Annotated in this window: 11 protein-coding genes; 9 read left to right on the plus strand and 2 right to left on the minus strand. The window is 66.9% G+C overall.

Annotation, left to right across the window (positions count from 1 at the left end; translation table 11 throughout):
• Positions 1-66 precede the first annotated feature (66 nt).
• Positions 67-1,920 carry an ABC transporter ATP-binding protein gene (locus CAG00_RS01865; protein WP_085663318.1) on the minus strand — a complete coding sequence of 618 codons (1,854 nt, stop codon included), beginning with the start codon at positions 1,918-1,920 and terminating at the stop codon, positions 67-69.
• Positions 1,921-1,952: 32 nt separating this feature from the next.
• Entirely contained in the window at positions 1,953-2,075 is a 123-nt protein-coding gene (locus CAG00_RS28980) for a hypothetical protein (RefSeq protein WP_256578927.1), read from the minus strand.
• Between the two features lie 684 nt (positions 2,076-2,759).
• Here CAG00_RS28980 and CAG00_RS01880 point away from each other — a divergent pair.
• Genes CAG00_RS01880 through bcsC form a run of 9 tightly spaced genes read left to right on the plus strand, consistent with a single transcriptional unit; the run spans position 2,760 to position 16,433 of the window.
• Entirely contained in the window at positions 2,760-4,250 is a 1,491-nt protein-coding gene (locus tag CAG00_RS01880) for a BcsE family c-di-GMP-binding protein (protein ID WP_085663321.1), read from the plus strand.
• Entirely contained in the window at positions 4,247-4,432 is a 186-nt protein-coding gene (gene bcsF / locus CAG00_RS01885) for a cellulose biosynthesis protein BcsF (protein WP_039613316.1), read from the plus strand. Before CAG00_RS01880 ends, bcsF begins: the two co-directional genes overlap by 4 nt.
• Entirely contained in the window at positions 4,425-6,008 is a 1,584-nt protein-coding gene (gene bcsG, locus CAG00_RS01890; protein ID WP_085663322.1) for a cellulose biosynthesis protein BcsG, read from the plus strand. Before bcsF ends, bcsG begins: the two co-directional genes overlap by 8 nt.
• Positions 6,005-6,223, plus strand: a complete 219-nt coding sequence (gene bcsR / locus CAG00_RS01895; RefSeq protein WP_085663323.1) for a cellulose biosynthesis protein BcsR — start codon at positions 6,005-6,007, stop codon at positions 6,221-6,223. Before bcsG ends, bcsR begins: the two co-directional genes overlap by 4 nt.
• Complete coding sequence (bcsQ, locus tag CAG00_RS01900; RefSeq protein WP_085663324.1) at positions 6,220-6,927, plus strand: cellulose biosynthesis protein BcsQ; 708 nt, start codon at positions 6,220-6,222, stop codon at positions 6,925-6,927. The genes bcsR and bcsQ overlap by 4 nt, the downstream gene beginning before the upstream one ends.
• Positions 6,924-9,533, plus strand: coding sequence for a UDP-forming cellulose synthase catalytic subunit (bcsA, locus tag CAG00_RS01905; protein ID WP_085663325.1), 2,610 nt, complete (start codon positions 6,924-6,926; stop codon positions 9,531-9,533). The genes bcsQ and bcsA overlap by 4 nt, the downstream gene beginning before the upstream one ends.
• Entirely contained in the window at positions 9,533-11,812 is a 2,280-nt protein-coding gene (gene bcsB / locus CAG00_RS01910) for a cellulose biosynthesis cyclic di-GMP-binding regulatory protein BcsB (protein WP_371915761.1), read from the plus strand. Before bcsA ends, bcsB begins: the two co-directional genes overlap by 1 nt.
• Positions 11,812-12,927, plus strand: a complete 1,116-nt coding sequence (gene bcsZ, locus CAG00_RS01915; RefSeq protein ID WP_085663327.1) for a cellulose synthase complex periplasmic endoglucanase BcsZ — start codon at positions 11,812-11,814, stop codon at positions 12,925-12,927. The genes bcsB and bcsZ overlap by 1 nt, the downstream gene beginning before the upstream one ends.
• The gene (gene bcsC, locus CAG00_RS01920; protein WP_085663328.1) at positions 12,915-16,433 is read left to right on the plus strand and encodes a cellulose synthase complex outer membrane protein BcsC; all 3,519 of its coding nucleotides are present in this window, start codon (positions 12,915-12,917) and stop codon (positions 16,431-16,433) included. The genes bcsZ and bcsC overlap by 13 nt, the downstream gene beginning before the upstream one ends.
• The last annotated feature ends 24 nt before the right edge of the window (positions 16,434-16,457 follow it).

Raw genomic sequence — 16,457 nt, forward strand, 5'->3', positions numbered from 1 at the left:
CGCGTACCGTGTGGGAGCGGGCGTGCCCGCGAAGAATCCAACGCGGTACCTGATCCCACCTCCTGCCTACTCCATCGCCTCGGCCACGCCCTGGTCCTCACCCAGGAACCCGCCGCTCTGGTGCTGCCACAACCGCGCATAAGTACCATTCTTCGCCAGCAGTTGCGTATGGGTGCCTTGTTCGATGATGCGCCCTTCATCCATCACGATCAGCCGGTCCATGGCCGCAATCGTCGACAACCGGTGGGCGATGGCGATGACGGTCTTGCCTTGCATCATTTCATCCAGGCTTTCCTGAATGGCCACTTCCACTTCCGAGTCCAGCGCACTGGTGGCTTCGTCCAGCAGCAGGATCGGCGCGTTCTTCAGCATCACCCGGGCAATGGCGATGCGCTGGCGCTGGCCACCAGACAGCTTGATGCCGCGCTCTCCCACCAAAGTGTCGTAACCGGTGTTGCCCTGGCGGTCGCTGAGCTGGCTGATGAAACCATCGGCCTGGGCATTGGCCGCAGCGGCGCGGATCTGCGCTTCGGTGGCATCTGGGCGGCCATAGGCGATGTTGTCGCGAATCGAGCGGTGCAGCAGCGAGGTGTCCTGGGTGACCATGCCGATGGCGCTGCGCAGGCTGTCCTGGGTGACCTTGGCCACGTTCTGCCCGTCGATGCGGATTTCCCCACGGTCCACGTCGTAAAAGCGCAGCAGCAGGTTGATCAAGGTGGACTTGCCAGCGCCGGAGCGGCCGACCAGGCCGACCTTTTCGCCCGGGCGGATGTGCAGGCTCAGGTCGTCGAGCACCTGACGCTCGCCGTTGTAGTTGAAGCCGACCTTGTCGAAACTCACCGCGCCCCCCTTGGTTACCAGCTCGGCAGCGCCGGGCGCATCCGTTACCTTGGGGCCGCGGGTGAGGGTGGCCATGCCGTCCTGCACGGTGCCGATGTTTTCGAACAGCGAGGTTATCTCCCACATGATCCAGTGCGACATGCCGTTGATACGCAAGGCCATGGCGGTGATCGCCGCCACCGCCCCGGTGCCGACCTGGCCCTGGTGCCACAGCCACAGCGCATAGCCACCGGCAGCAATGATCAAGCCCACCACCAGCGCCTGGTTGACGATTTCGAACTGGCTGACCAGACGCATCTGGCGAAAACCGGTCTGCTTGAAGTCCTCCATGGCCGCGCGCGCGAAGTGCGCTTCGCGGTTGGCGTGCGAGAACAGTTTCACCGTGGTGATGTTGGTGTAGGCGTCAGAAACCCGCCCGGTCATCGATGATCGGGCGTTGGCCTGCTCCTGGCCGACCTTGCCCAGGCGTGGCACGAAATACAGCATGGCCAGGCCGAACAGCACGACCCAGGCAATGAAGGGCAGCATCAGTTTCAGGGCAAAGCCACCGGCCAGGGCAATGATCGCGATGAAGTACACACCGATCCCGGGCAGGATCTCGATGAGGGTGAACAACACATCGCGTACCGCCAGCGCCGTCTGCATCACCTTGGTGGTGACCCGGCCGGAAAACTCGTCAGAAAAGAACGACAGGCTCTGGCGCAGCATCAGCCGGTGAAAGTCCCAACGCAGGCGCAGCGGCAAATTGATCGCCAGTACCTGGTGCTGAAGCATGGTGCGCAGCGCCACCAACCCGATGCTGACCAGCAGGACCACGCCGATACCCCACAGCACCCGGGTTTCTTCAGGGCCGACGGCCCCGCCGGCCTGCCAGGCCGAAAGCAGGTCCACGACCTGGCCGAGGAAGGCGAACAGCCAGGCTTCGTAGATCGATACCCCGGCACTGAGCAGCGCAAGCGCCAGGATGTAGCCGCGCGCGCCCCGGGTGCAGGCCCACATGAAGCGCAACAGGCCAACCGGTGGCGGTGGTATCTCGTCAGGGGGGAAGGGGTCGAGCCATCGTTCAAAAATACGCAGCATGCTTGTCTCCGAAAATCAGCTTTTGCCTGGCGCTAACCATACAGATCACTCAGGCGTGCGGGGGTTCGTGCAGTGTCGTTCTGGCACTCGCTGACCGGCTTGCCGCTGTCCAGCGCTTCCAGCACGGTCCACCGCGTCGCCTGCTTCGCGGGCATGCCCGCTTCCACAGGTACGGCGCGGGCTTCGAGCTCACGCTGTACCAGTGGGAGCGGCTTTAGCCGCGAACACCGGCGCAGCCGGTGCCATCCACCGCGTCGCCTGCTTCGCGGGCATGCCCGCTCCCACAGGCACTGCGCAGGCTTCGGGCTCGCGCTGTACCTGTGGGAGCGGCTTTAGCCGCGAACACCGGCGTAGCCGGTGCCATCCACCGCGCAGTCTGCTTCGCGGGTGAACCCGCTCCCACAGGTCCGGCGCAGACTTCGGTCTCACGCTGTACCTGTAGGAGCGGCTTTAGCCGCGAACACCGGCGCAGCCGGTGCCATCCACCGCGTCGCCTGCTTCGCGGGCATGCCCGCTCCCACAGGCAATGCGCAGGCTTCAGCCTCACGTTGTACCTGAGGCAGCCTTGTGCTGCGAAGCGCCGGGCGGGCGGCGCTCGATCTCACAGGCACCAAACATCCCCAGACATGTACCTGCTGCTAACAATTTTTTGCAATTCATTACATTTCTGCTTGATTTCATTTTGCCTCCCTGCTGTAGAATTGACGGGTTCGGTTGTTAGCTAGTAATTTCGTTGTTTTTTTGACGCTCATCATCGAGCCTCAGCGGCGCATGTGCCCGCAGCCACCTCTCAGAGCCGTTTCAATCTACTTTTCAGAGCCAGTGTTTTGACGAATGGAATGCCGTGGTTGGCTATTTCCGGCTTAGGCGCCGAAAGCAGCCAGCTTCATGTACAAGGACTGTATTGGTTGGCCTGTGACAACGCAGAAGACGCCACCGTGCTATGCCGCCAGGTGGTCGGGGGGCTGCCCGAGCACGTTCGCGCAGCCCTGGTCGCCGATGCGCAAGCCATCGGTGATGTGCTGAGTGCGCTCGATGCCGCGCAGGGCCCAGCCGAACTGGCGCTGTACGAAGCCGACCTGCAAGCCGCCCGGCACCTGGTCGATGACCTGCCGCGTATTGACGCCGCCGGGCGGGTGCTGGTGCTGTTGGCGCCCGCCGACGTCTGGGGTGCCGGCAACGTCGAAAGCTGGTGCAACGCGCTGCGCCCGGTCCTGTTGGCCGAGGCCACGCTATTGCTGGTCATCAGCAGCGGCCAGAGTGCCGGGCTGGTAGAGCGCCTGCGTGCGTTCAATCAGGGCGTCGATGGCCTGGCCCAGGTGTACCGCGGCAAAGGCGGGGTGCGCTACCTGCAGCATTTCTGGAGCAACCCGCTCGGCAAGATCGGTACGCGCGATGTGGAACTGGCGCGGCTTGAAGCGGGCTTCGCCGCCGCCGGGGCGCCGCAGGCCCCCAGCGACACCGGTGGCGACGAGCTGTTATGCCTGGCCCAGCGCCCGGTACTGGAAGGTGCACCAGCCTTCTCCGAGCACTGGCAGGTCTGCGAGAGCCTCGAGGAACTGGGTGCCAAAGCTGGCAGGGCGGTTTCCGCCACGGTCATCTTTGCCATGGACGGCGGGCAGCGCCTGGATAGCCTGGCGCGCCAGTTGCACCGCTTGCGCCAGTTGCGTGGCAGTGCCCTGAAGCTGGTGGTGCGCGAGATGGCACCGACCCTGCGCTACCAGGACGAACAACTGCTGCTGGCCTGCGGGGCCAGCCAGATCGTGCCGTTCGGCGCCAGCCTGTCGCGCTTCCTGACCATGGTCGAGAGCATCCAGGGTTACCTCTGGCGCCGGCGCCTGCCAAGCGATTTCGATGCCTTGCTCGCACGCCTGCGGCCGCTGGCAATCTGCGGGCTGGTGGCGCCGCGCGCGTTCGCCGAAGCGGTGCAGACCATGTGGCACGGGGTGCGCAACGGCGAAATCGCCCACCAGTTGCTGGTGTTGCGCCCGGCCCCAGGGCTGACCCCGCTGCAAGCCTGTTCGCGCACGGTGTTCCGCCGCGACGGCGACATCGCCTGCGTGGTGGGCGATGTGCTGTTCCTGTTCCTGTTCGCCTGTCGCTCCGAAGGCGTCGAGCAAGCCCTTGACCACATCTTCCAGTTGTCGTGGAAAGAGTTGTTCATCAGCCAGGAGGTGCTTGCCGGTGTCGACAGCCTGGCCACCCCGGCCTTCCTCGACGACAGCGTGCCACAGCCACCCCGGCTCGACGCGGCGGCGCAGCTGCCCACCCAGGCCAGGCCGGCCCTGGCGCCGCGCCGGGTGGCCCTGGGCAAGCGGGGTACGCAATGAACTTCGTGCAACTGCTGCAAGTGGTCGGCATCACGGCGCTGGTCACCTTGGCGCTGGCCCTGCTGCTGTTGCGCCTGCGCGCCACGCTGCGCGGCTGGTTGCGCCGCCGCCTTCCACCCCGTTACCTGAAACCGCTGGGCGTACGCCACCGTGCTGCACGCCAGGAACCCCGTAATGACTAATACATCCGCCACCCTCCCGGTACCGGCCCGTTGGCCTGGACTGGGAGGGTGGAACCTTTACTTCCTGGCCAAGTTCCTGCTGGTCGCCCTTGGCATGCTCGACTTCCAGGCGCTGCCGAACCTGTTGTTCGCCGCGTTTCTGCTGCTGCCGTTGCCGGGCAAGTGGCTGCGAATCGCGCGGCAGCTGGTGGCCGTACCGGTCGGCATCGCGTTGTTCTACCAGGACACCTGGCTGCCGCCCTTCAGCCGCCTGCTGGCGCAGCCGGGGGTGTTCGATTTCTCGTGGGACTACCTGCTCGAACTGCTCGGCCGCTTCATCAACTGGAACCTGCTGGGCGCGCTGGCGCTGTTGCTGGTGGGTTACCTGTACCTGCGCCATTGGCTGCGGCTGAGTACCTTGAGCCTGCTGGGGCTGGCGTGGCTGGCGGTCGGCGGCCTGCCAGCGCTGGGGTTCAATGCGGGCCAGGCGCCTGGCGCCGCGGTTGCCGACAATGCCACGCTCGACAGCTGGCTCGAGCGGTTCTTCGCCAGTGAGCGTGAACGGGTGACAGCATTCCCGGCCATGAAGGCCGATGAGCAGCCGTTCGACCTGCTGGTGATCAACATCTGCTCGCTGGCCTGGGATGACCTGTCTGCCGTCGGGCTGCGTGACAACCCGCTGTTCTCGCGCCTGGACGTGATCTTCGACCAGTTCAACTCGGCCACGTCCTACAGTGGGCCGGCCGCCATCCGCGTGCTGCGTGCCAGCTGCGGGCAGTCGTCCCACGCCGGGCTGTATCAGCCGGCCCCGGAGCAGTGCCTGTTGTTCCAGAACCTGGCCAGGCTCGGCTTCCAGAGCAACACCTTGCTCAACCACAGCGGCCGCTTCGACAACTTCATCGGCGATATCACCCAGCAGCACATGCCGCAACCCGGCCTGCGCAACACCGACTTCCCGCGGGCACTGGTCGGCTTCGACGGCTCGCCTATCGCCAGCGACCTGGAGGTGCTGCGCCGCTGGTGGGGGCAGCGCAAAGGCGCGCCGACCGAGCATGTGTCGCTGTTCTACAACAGCATCAGCCTGCATGACGGCAACCGTATCGTCACCGCCGACGGCGGTACCCGCGTGGCCGATTACGCCACCCGCGCCACCCGGCTGTTCGGCGAGCTTGGCAGCTTCCTCGATGAACTGGAGCGCAGCGGCCGCCGCGTGGTCGTGGCCATTGTCCCGGAACATGGCGCCGCGCTGCATGGCGACCGCATGCAGCTGTCGGGCATGCGTGAAATCCCCACCCCATCGATTACCCATGTGCCGGTCGGCCTGAAGTTCATCGGCATGGGCCAACCTGCCCGCAGCGAGCCGCTGCATGTCTCGGCACCCACCAGCTACCTGGCGCTGTCCGAGCTGATCTCGCGCGTGTATGCGGGCCTGGGCCAGCAGCAGGTGCTGGATGTGCCCAGCCTGCTGAGCGACCTGCCGACCACCGAACAGGTCGCGGAAACCGCAGGTGCGCAAGTACTGAACTACCAGGGGCGCGCCTACATGCGCCTGCAAGGCCAGCCCGACTGGCAGCCTGTTCCGAAGGAGCGCCCATGATCACTGGCAAGGCAGACCCTGCCGACCGCAGCGACGATATCGCCCAGTTGCGCCAGCACCTGGATATGCCGGACCTGAACTACCAGGACATCTCATTGCTGGTGGGTGTCCAGCAGGCCTTGCAGCGCTGGCCACTGTTGGGTGAAAGCTGCCGGAGCAGCGCCCAGGGCACCTTGTACACGGTGGCGCCGCGGCGCCAGGTGCTGTCGCCATGACCAGCCTGGCGTTGCACGGCGTTCGCGGTGGCCTGGGGCGCAGCGCCTTGCTGGCCGCGCTGGGGCATGCGTTGCAGGGCGTAGGTGAGCGGGTGCTGCTGGTCGACCTGTGCCCAAGCAACCTGCTCGGCCTGCACTTCAATCTGCCCCTCGACACGCACGAGGGCTGGGCGCTTGCCGAGCGGGAAGGGCGGCCATACAGCGATGCCATGTACGAGGTGCTCGATGGCCTGTACCTGATGCCGTTCGGCAATCTGCCTGCCGGCACGCGGCCGCCGTTGCCCGACGCTGAAGCATGGCGCGCGCGCCAGGCCGAGCTGGCCGAACACTTCGACTGGTTGCTGTTCGACCTGCCGCAACTGCCGGCCGATGCCGCTGGCCAAAGCGTCGAGACTGACGTGCGGGTGTTGGTGGCCGAGGCCGAAATGGCCAGCCACCTGCTGCTCGGGCGCCGGCAGGTCGAGCACTACGACCTGTTGCTGGTCAACCGCTACGACCCCGCCAGCCGCTTGCAGAGCGACCTGCTGATGGTGTGGCGCGACCTGTTCCGTGATCGCCTGCCGATCCAGGTGGTGCACCGCGACGAGGCCTTCCTCGAGGCCCTGGCGTGCAAGGCACCGCTTGGCCACTACGCGCCGCAGAGCCTGGCTTGCCGGGACGTGCAGAGCCTGGCGGTGCGCTGCCTGACGAGGCGCCAGTCGTGACCCTGACCCCTCTGTCGGCCTACGCCTGGTTCCGCACACGTGGCGCGCGGCAGCCGGTCGCCTGGCTGTTTACCCTTGGCGTGTGGCTGGCCTTCCTGTTCCTGCGCCTGGAGTCGCCTGCCTGGCAAGCCCTGTTGGCCGAGCGGCAGCGGCTGTACCCGCAACTGGCGGGCAAGCGCCCAAGCCTGGGCGACCCGCTGCGCCTGCTGATCCAGAGCCTGTGGCTGCTGGTCCGGCGTCAACCGCTGCCTCGCGAACCGGGGTTTGCCCGGCGTGCCTGGGGGGCAGTGCGTGCGCAGCTGCGCGGTATGCGCCAGGTGCTGCGCCGTTACCATGGCCTGCTGATCGACCGCCTGCAGCAGCTGCCTGCGCGCTACCGCGCCAGCGCTTTCAAGCAGCAAGCCTCGGCACGCCTGCGCGGCTTGAGCGTTTTCGCCCGGTGGGTTTTCTACAGCGTGCTGACCCTGGGCGCCATCGGCCTGGCCGTGCTGTGCGTGACCGAACCGTTCGGCTACCTGGCGCAGCTGGTGTTCATCTGCCTGCTGCTGGGCATTGCCCTGCTGGTGCGGCACATGCCGGGCCGCTTCCCGACCCTGATGCTGATCGTGCTGTCGACGCTCATCTCCTGCCGCTACCTGTGGTGGCGCTACACCTCGACCCTGAACTGGAACGACACCACGGGCCTTGTGTGCGGGGTGATCCTGCTGGCGGCAGAAACCTATTCGTGGTTCGTGCTGATCCTGGGCTACATCCAGACCTGCTGGCCGTTGCAGCGCAAGCCGGCGAACCTGCCGGCAAATCCGGCGCACTGGCCGACCGTCGACCTGATGATCCCCACCTACAACGAAGACTTGTCGGTGGTGCGCACCACGGTGCTGGCCGCCCTGGGCCTGGACTGGCCGCGCGAGTGCCTGCGCATCTATATCCTCGACGACGGCCGGCGCGAGGCGTTCCGTGCGTTCGCCGACGAAGTGGGGGTGGGCTACATCGTGCGGCCGGACAACAAGCACGCCAAGGCCGGCAACCTCAACCATGCGCTGGGCGTGACCGACAGCGAGCTGATCGCCATTTTCGACTGCGACCACGTGCCGGTGCGCTCCTTCCTGCAAATGACAGTCGGCTGGTTCCTCAAGGACCCGAAGCTGGCGCTGGTGCAGACGCCACACCATTTCTTCTCGCCCGACCCGTTCGAGCGCAACCTGGGCTCGTTCCGCCGTCGCCCCAATGAAGGCGAGCTGTTCTACGGCCTGATCCAGGATGGCAATGACATGTGGAACGCGGCGTTCTTCTGCGGCTCGTGTGCCGTGCTGCGCCGTACCGCGCTGGAGAGCATCGGCGGTTTCGCCGTCGAAACCGTGACCGAAGATGCCCATACCGCCTTGCGCATGCACCGCCAGGGTTGGTCATCGGCCTACCTGAGCATTCCGCAGGCGGCCGGCCTGGCCACCGAGAGCCTGTCGGCGCACATCGGCCAGCGCATTCGCTGGGCCAGGGGCATGGTGCAGATCTTCCGTACCGACAACCCGCTGTTCGGCCGTGGGCTGAGCCTGTTCCAGCGGGTGTGCTATGCCAACGCCATGTTGCACTTCCTGGCTGGCCTGCCACGGCTGGTGTTCCTGACTGCGCCGCTGGCGTTCCTGTTGCTGCATGCCTACATCATCTACGCCCCGGCGCTGATGATCCTGCTGTACGTGCTGCCGCACATGATCCACGCCAGCCTGACCAACTCGCGCATGCAGGGCAAGTACCGGCAGACCTTCTGGGGCGAGGTCTACGAGACCGTGCTGGCCTGGTACATCGCCCGCCCGACCACGGTCGCACTGTTCGCGCCGAAGAAGGGCAAGTTCAACGTCACCGCCAAGGGCGGCCTGATGGAGCAGGAGCAGTTCGACTGGCGCATCGCCCAACCCTACCTGTGGCTGGCGGCGCTCAACGTGGCCGGCCTGGGCTTCGCCGTGTGGCGCCTGTTCACCGGCCCGGCGGCGGAAATCGGCACGGTGATCGTCAGCTCGCTGTGGGTGATCTACAACCTGCTGATCATCGGCGCCGCCGTCGCCGTGGCTGCCGAAGTGCGCCAGGTGCGCCGCGCCCACCGGGTGCAGATGCGCTTGCCGGCGGGGCTGGTGCTGGCAAGCGGTCACGCCTACCCCTGTACCCTGGTCGACTACTCCGACGGCGGTGTCGGCCTGCAACTGCACCGGGGCCTCGAGTTGCAAGCGGGGGAGCGGGTGCGCCTGCTGCTCAACCGCGGCCAGCGCGAGTTCGCCTTCCAGGCCTGTGTCACCCGTACCGTCGGGCAACACGTGGGCCTGGTGTTCCATGACCTCGGCCAGCAACAGCGTATCGACCTGGTCCACTGCACCTTTGCCCGTGCCGATGCCTGGCTTGGCTGGAACGAGCAGCATGAGGTCGATCGCCCGCTGCGCAGCCTGGTCGACGTGCTGAAGCTGGGCGGTGTCGGTTACCTGCGGCTGGTCGAACACTTGCCGCCATGGGTGGGGGCGTTGCTGCGCCCACTGCACGCGCTGGCGAACTGGCTGGCCAGCTACAGGCCCCGCACACCGCAGCCTGTCCCTTCCTTGAACCCTGTTGATCGAGACGCATGATGACTGGTTATCCCGCGCGTACCTGGGGCCTGGCGATGGCGCTGCTTGCTGCCTTGTCGCAGAGCGCCGCTGCCGCCTCCGTAGCCCCGCTTGCCGAGCCAGCCGTACCCACGGTACCGAACTGGCCGGTTGCGAAAACCTTCGAGCAGCTCGGGCATGCGTCCGACAGCCTGTTGCTGGGGGTGCGCAACAGCGAGCATATCGAATTCGGCCTGCGGCGCGACCGCCTGGCCACCGACGCCAGCCTGCAGCTGGACTACACGCCATCGCCCGCACTGTTGCCGAACCTGTCGCACCTGCGCGTGTACCTGAATGACGAACTGATGGGCGTGGTGCCGGTGGAAAAGGATCAGCTTGGCCAGCGCGTGCGCCGTCAGCTGCCGCTGGACCCGAAGCTGCTCAGCGATTTCAACCGGGTACGCCTGGAGTTCGTCGGGCATTACACCGACATCTGCGAAGACCCTGCGCACAGCGGCCTGTGGCTGAACCTGAACCGCAAGAGCCAGGTGCAGCTGCACGAACAGGCCCTGGCCCTGGACAACGACCTGGCGTACTTCCCGCTGCCGTTCTTTGATGTGCGCGACACCGGCAAGGTAACGCTGCCGGTGGTGTTCAGTGGCGTGCCGAGCCTGGGCGAGCAGCGTGCGGCGGCGATCCTGGCGTCCTACTTCGGCAGCCAGGCCGGTTGGCGCAAGGCGACTTTCCCGGTGCTGTACGACAGCCTGCCGGCCCGTGGCGACAAACCCACGCCGAGCATCGTGTTTGCCAGCAACGACCGTCGCCCGGCCTTCCTTGCCGACCTGCAGCAATTCCCGCCGGTCGACGGCCCGGTACTGCAGATGATCGACCACCCGGACGACCGCTTCAGCAAGGTGCTGCTGGTGCTGGGCCGCAACGACGATGACCTGGTCAAGGCCGCCTCGGCGCTGGCGGTTGGCAACAACCTGTTCCGCGGTGCCCGGGTGAAGGTCGAGCAGATGACGGCACTGCAGCCGCGCCAGCCCTACGATGCGCCGAACTGGACACGCACCGACCGCCCGGTACGTTTCGCCGAGCTGCTCGATTACCCCGAGCAGCTGCAGGTCAGCGGCCTGCAACCGCGGCCGGTTACGCTGGAGCTGAACCTGCCGCCGGACTTGTTCGTCTGGCGCAACCAGGGCATTCCGCTGCGTACGCTGTACCGCTACACGGCCCCGGCAGTGAGCGACGAATCGCGGTTGAGCATCAGCGTCAACGACCAGTACATCACCAGCATGCCGCTGGTGGGCAATGACCGGCGCGGCGGTACGCTCGAGGAAATGCGCCTGGCGGTGCTGTCCGGTGACAACAGCGCATTGACCGAGAAGTCGCTGGTACCGGCGTTGAAGATCGGCGACCGCAACCGCCTGCGCTTCGATTTCAGCTTTGCCAGCACCCTGGGCAGCGCCCAGCGCGAACGCTGCCAGACCTCGTTGCCGGTGGATGTGCGCGCGGCGATCGACGACAACTCGACCATCGACCTGTCCGGTTACCACCACTACATCGCCATGCCCGACCTGCGCGCATTCGCCCGCAGCGGCTTCCCGTTCAGCCGCATGGCCGACCTTTCCGAAACGCTGGTCGTCATGCCGGCCAGGCCCACGGCGATGCAGGTGGGCACCTTGCTCGATGCGGTCGGCGGGTTGGCCGGACAGATCGGCTACCCGGCGCTTGGCCTGCGGCTGGTCGATGACTGGAAGCAGGCCGCAGCGGCCGATGCCGACTTGCTGCTGCTCGGCAGCCTGCCCGAGGCGCTGGGGGATGCGCCCAACCTTGGCCTGCTGCTCAGTGCCCAGCGGGACTGGCTGCTGCAAGGCCGTAGCACAGGGCTGCCGGGCAGCCAGCGCTTCGATACCGCGCCGGTGGCCGCGAGCAGCCGAGTGGCAGTCAGCGCGCAGGCGCCGATTGCGGCCATCACCGGGCTGAAGTCGCCCTTCCATGAGCAGCGCAGCGTCGTAGCCCTGCTGGCCAACAGCGATAGCGACCAAGCGTTGCTGCGCGATGTGCTCGGCGATGTGGGCAAGCTCGATGCGGTGGCCGGCTCTGTGACGCTGGTGCGCAGCAGCGGCGTCACCAGCCAGTTCGTCGGCGAGCACTACTTTGTAGGCGCGCTGCCGTGGTGGCTGCTGCTGTGGTTCCACCTGTCCGAACACCCGGTGCTGCTGGCGGCGATCGCGGCCATTTGCGTGGTGCTGTTTGCCTTCCTGTTGTGGCGGGCACTGCGCTGGGCAGGCAAGCGCCGTCTGGGCGAGGCGGGGTGATGATGCGTCAGTTGCTGGTGGGGCTGGTCGCCTTGGGCCTGCCCGTCGTCACGAGTGCCGCACCGGCTTGCAAATGGCCGGCCTGGGACCGCTTCAAGGCCGAACTGGTGAGTGTCGACGGTCGGGTCATCGACCCGAGCGACGAGCGCCTGATCACCACCTCGGAAGGGCAGAGCTACGCGCTGTTCTTCGCCCTGGTGGGCAATGACCGGCAAGCCTTCGCGCAGTTGCTGCGCTGGACCGGCAACAACCTGGCGGAGGGCGACCTGGCCCGGCATCTGCCCGCCTGGCTGTGGGGCCGTAACGGCCAGCAGCAGTGGCAGGTGCTGGATGCCAACAACGCCAGCGATGCCGACCTGTGGATTGCCTACAGCCTGCTGGAAGCCGGGCGGCTGTGGGACGAGCCGGCCTACACGCAGCTGGGCCAGCGCCTGCTGTGGCGTATCGCCGCGCAGACCGTGCGCAAGCTGCCGGGCCTGGGGGTGATGCTGCTGCCGGGGGACTACGGCTTCGAAGATGCTCGCGGCGCCCGCTTGAACCCCAGCTATTTGCCGCCGCAGTTGTTCGATCGCTTCAGCCTGGTCGACCCGTTGTGGGGCGAGCTGGCGGCCAACACGCGGCGTTTGTGGCTGGCTTCGTCGCCAAAGGGCTTTGCTCCGGACTGGCTGCTGTGGACGCCAGCCGGTGAACTGGCAGCGGACCCGCAACATGGCAGTGAAGGTGACTACGACGCCATCCGCGTCTACCTGTGGGTCGGCATGCTGGCCAAGGACGCGGCGCAGCGTGCCGAACTGGTGGCCCACTATGCCCCGATGGCGGCATTGACCACGCGCCAGGGGTTGCCGCCAGAGCATGTGGATGCGCAAAGCGGTATTGCCAGTGGCCATGGCCCGGCGGGTTTCTCTGCGGCGTTGCTGCCGTTGCTGGCAGCATCGCCGGAGCACGTCGCGGGCCTGGCGGCCCAGCGTCAGCGCCTGCGCGAGCAGCCAGTCGAAGCCAAGGCCTATTACAGCCAGGTGCTGGCGCTGTTTGGCCAGGGCTGGGACCAAGGCCGTTACCGTTTTGACCCGCACGGCCGCCTGTTGCCGGCCTGGAGCGCGCCATGCAGCGAATGATCGGTGTGCTGATGCTGGCGGCAGTGACCTGCCAGGCCACGGCACAACCCAAGGATGCCGGCGAACAGCGCCAATGGCTGCTGGACCAGGTGCGTCGCGGCGAGGCGCTGCATCGTGACGACCTGGTGCGCGATGCACTGGGGCGGCTGCAATTGCTCGAGCCGCGCAACCCGGATGTGTTGCTGGCGGCCCTGAGCCTGGCATTGCGCGAAAAGAACAACACCGAGGCCGAGCAGTTGAGTGCGCGGATCAATGCCATCGCGCCTGGCAGCTTGCAGGCACGCCAGGCCAGGCGCCTGCTCGAGCTGCAGCAGCCGGAGCGCGTGCGGCAATTGCAGCAGGCCCGCTTGCTGGCGGTCACCGGGCGCAATGAAGAGGCGCTGGCGGCCTATGAGCAGTTGTTCGCTGGTGAACCGCCAAACCTGGAATTGGCCCTGGACTACTGGCGCGTGCGCGGCAACCTCCCAGGCCAGCGCCCAGAAGCGATCAGGCAGCTGCAGCAACTGGACCAGCAGTACCCGGGCAGTGCCGGGCTGCGCCAGACCTTGGCCGGTTGGCTGTTCGCCGAAAATCGCGACCGCGAAGCCTTGGCCTTGCTCGACCAGCTGTCGCGCGACCCTGGCGCACGGGATGCCGCTGCCCAGCGGGAGTTCGACTACCTGTCCGGGCAAGCGGTGAGCGCCGCCAGCGCGGCGGCCTGGCAAGCGTTTCTCCAGCGTTACCCGGCCTCACCGTTGCAGGCGCAGGCCAGCGAGACCCTGCAACAGCAGCGCAAACTGCTGGCCGACCCGTCCTGGCAGGCTGGCCAGCGGGGCTTGGCATTGCTCGACAAGGGCCGCAACGCTGAAGCCGAAGCACAACTGCGCCGGGCGCTGCGCCAGTATCCGGATGATGCCAGCCTGCAGGGGGCACTGGGCTATGCGCTGATGCGCCAGAGCCGCTACGAAGACGCCAATGCGGCGTTCCGGGCGGCAAGTGCCAAGGAGCAGGACACCTACTGGATCAGCCAGTGGAAGGACCTGGAGTCGTCCAGCCAGTATTGGGCCCTGCTCAGCAAAGGCGAGCGGGCACTGCAGGCGAAAGACCTGCGCGCTGCCCGTGCCTTCTACCAACAGGCACGCCAGCAGCGCCCGAAGGAGGAATACGCCTTGCTGGGCCTGGCGGATGTCTCGCTGGCCGAGGGCGATACAGCCGCCGCCGAGCGGCAATTCCTGCAGGTTCGGCGCATGGCACCGGATAACGAAAGTGCCGTGCGCGGCCTGGTGCGTGTGTACCAGGCGCAATCGCCCGACAAGGCGCGGGCGTACCTCGACAGCCTGTCGCCTCGGCAGCAAGCGCAGTTCGCCAGCCTGCGCCGCAGCCTGGAACTCGCACGCCTGCGCCAGCAAGGTGACCAGGCCATGCAGCTTGAGGACTGGGCGGCGGCCAGCCAGGCGCTGGGCCAGGCCACGGCCTTGGCCCCCGATGAGCCCTGGCTGGTCTACCAGCTGGCCAGCAGCCTGCGCCACCTGGGGCGCACCGCCGAAGCCGACGCGGCATTCGCCAGCATCGTGCAGCGCCAGCCGGGCGACCCATCTACCCGCTATGCCCATGGCCTGTTCCTGGAGTCCAGCGACCGCGATGCGCTGGCCCTGGACAGCCTGGGCGCGGTGCCGCAGGGGGCCTGGAGCGCGGACATGCATGCACTGGAGCAGCGTATCCGCCGCCGCATGACCCTGGCCTCGGCGCAGCAGCTGCAGGCGCAAGGCCGCACGGCTGAAGCGACCCGCCTGCTCGAGGCCAGCCTGGCGCGTGGCGAAGGCAGCACCGACGACCTGATGCTGCTGGCTGACTGGGCGGCGGCCAATGGTGAGCCTGGCAAGGCGCGCGGTTATTACCAGCGCGTGCTTGTCGTGCAGCCTGGGCAACCCCAGGCGCGCCTTGGCGTGATCGAAAGCGCGGTGGCCGAAGGCAACCTGGCACAGGCCCGGCACATGCTGGCTGTGCAGGTACCGCAACTGGCTGCCGATGACAGCAACGCCCAGCGGCGCCTGGCGGCTGTCTGGGTCGCCTTGGGCGAACACGACCAGGCGGCCAGAATGCTCGACCAGATCGCAGCGCAGCAGCCTCGCCCCGACCCCTTGTTGCGGCGCGACGCTGCCCGCCTGGTGGCGCAGGATGACCCGCAACGGGCGCTGGACCTTTACGCCGCAGCGATGGCCGATGCGCAGTTGCTCGAGCGTGCTGCCGTGTCGCCACGGGATGACCGCGCACTGACGCTGGCCAGCCGTGAGCAGGATGACGACGACTGGCTGGCACGCAGCCTGCGCAGCGACGTCGATGCGCTGTATCGCCAGCGCAATACCCATGTGACGTTGATGCACGACTACGGTTGGCGCGAGGACGACGGCACGCCGGGCACGTCCGAACTGAGTACCCAGTCGACCCTGCTGCATGTCGATACCCCTTGGCAGGACGGCACCGCCTTTGCGCGGGTGGAGCGCATCGGCATGGATGCGGGGTCGTTCGAGCAGAACGACCAGGGGCGCTATACCCCGGATTTCGGCACCTGTCAGTTTGTTGGCAGCACCGCTGACGGGAGGTCGCTCCCCGCGTGCAAGGGCGGTTCGCAAACGGCGGACGGTAGCGTGCTGGCGCTGGGCTGGCAGGGCAGCCGCTGGGCCTTCGACCTGGGCACTACCCAGGGCTACGCGATCAACAACTGGTTGGGTGGCGCTACGGTCAACGGTGACCTCGGCCAGCTTGGCTGGTCGCTGACCGCTTCGCGGCGGCCGATGAGCAACTCGCTGTTATCGTTTGCCGGGGCACGTGACCCGCGCACGGGCGTGCGCTGGGGTGGGGTCACGGCCAATGGCGCCACGCTTGGCCTGAGCTGGGACCAGGGCGGTGACAATGGCGTCTGGGCCAGCCTTGGGCACCACTGGCTGTATGGCGAAAACGTCGCCGACAACCAGCGCACCCGGGCCATGGCCGGCTGGTACCACCGCGTGGTGGAAAAAGCCGATGAGCGTGTGCGCGTGGGCCTTACGCTGATGCACTGGCGTCACGACAAGGACCTGGGCGGCTACAGCCTGGGGCAGGGCGGCTACTACAGCCCGCAGCGCTACACATCGGTTGGCGTACCGGTCAGTTATGCCTGGCGCAACTACGACTGGTCGGTGCTGCTGGAAGGCTCTGTCAGTTGGTCCCAGGCCCACAGCGGTCGCAGCCGCCTGTACCCGGACGCGCACGTCAACCGCAAGGTGCTGGCACAGTATGACGTTGGCTCCAACATCGACGCCATGAACGACGCCAGCGACAGCAGCGGGCTGGGCTACCGACTGCGCGGGCTGTTCGAGCGGCGCCTGAGCGACCAGTGGGTGTTGGGCGGCGGCTTCGACTGGCAGCACAGCGATGACTATGCGCCTAGCCATGGCATGCTCTACCTGCGCTACCTGTTCGAGCCGTGGCGAGGCAACCTGGCGCTGCCGGTGACGCCGCTGGAGCCCTATAGCGAGTGGCGTTGATTCCGAATGCAGACGCTGTGTGCG

The organism is Pseudomonas sp. B5(2017) (assembly GCF_002112825.1).
Classification (GTDB): Bacteria; Pseudomonadota; Gammaproteobacteria; order Pseudomonadales; family Pseudomonadaceae; genus Aquipseudomonas; species Aquipseudomonas putida_Z.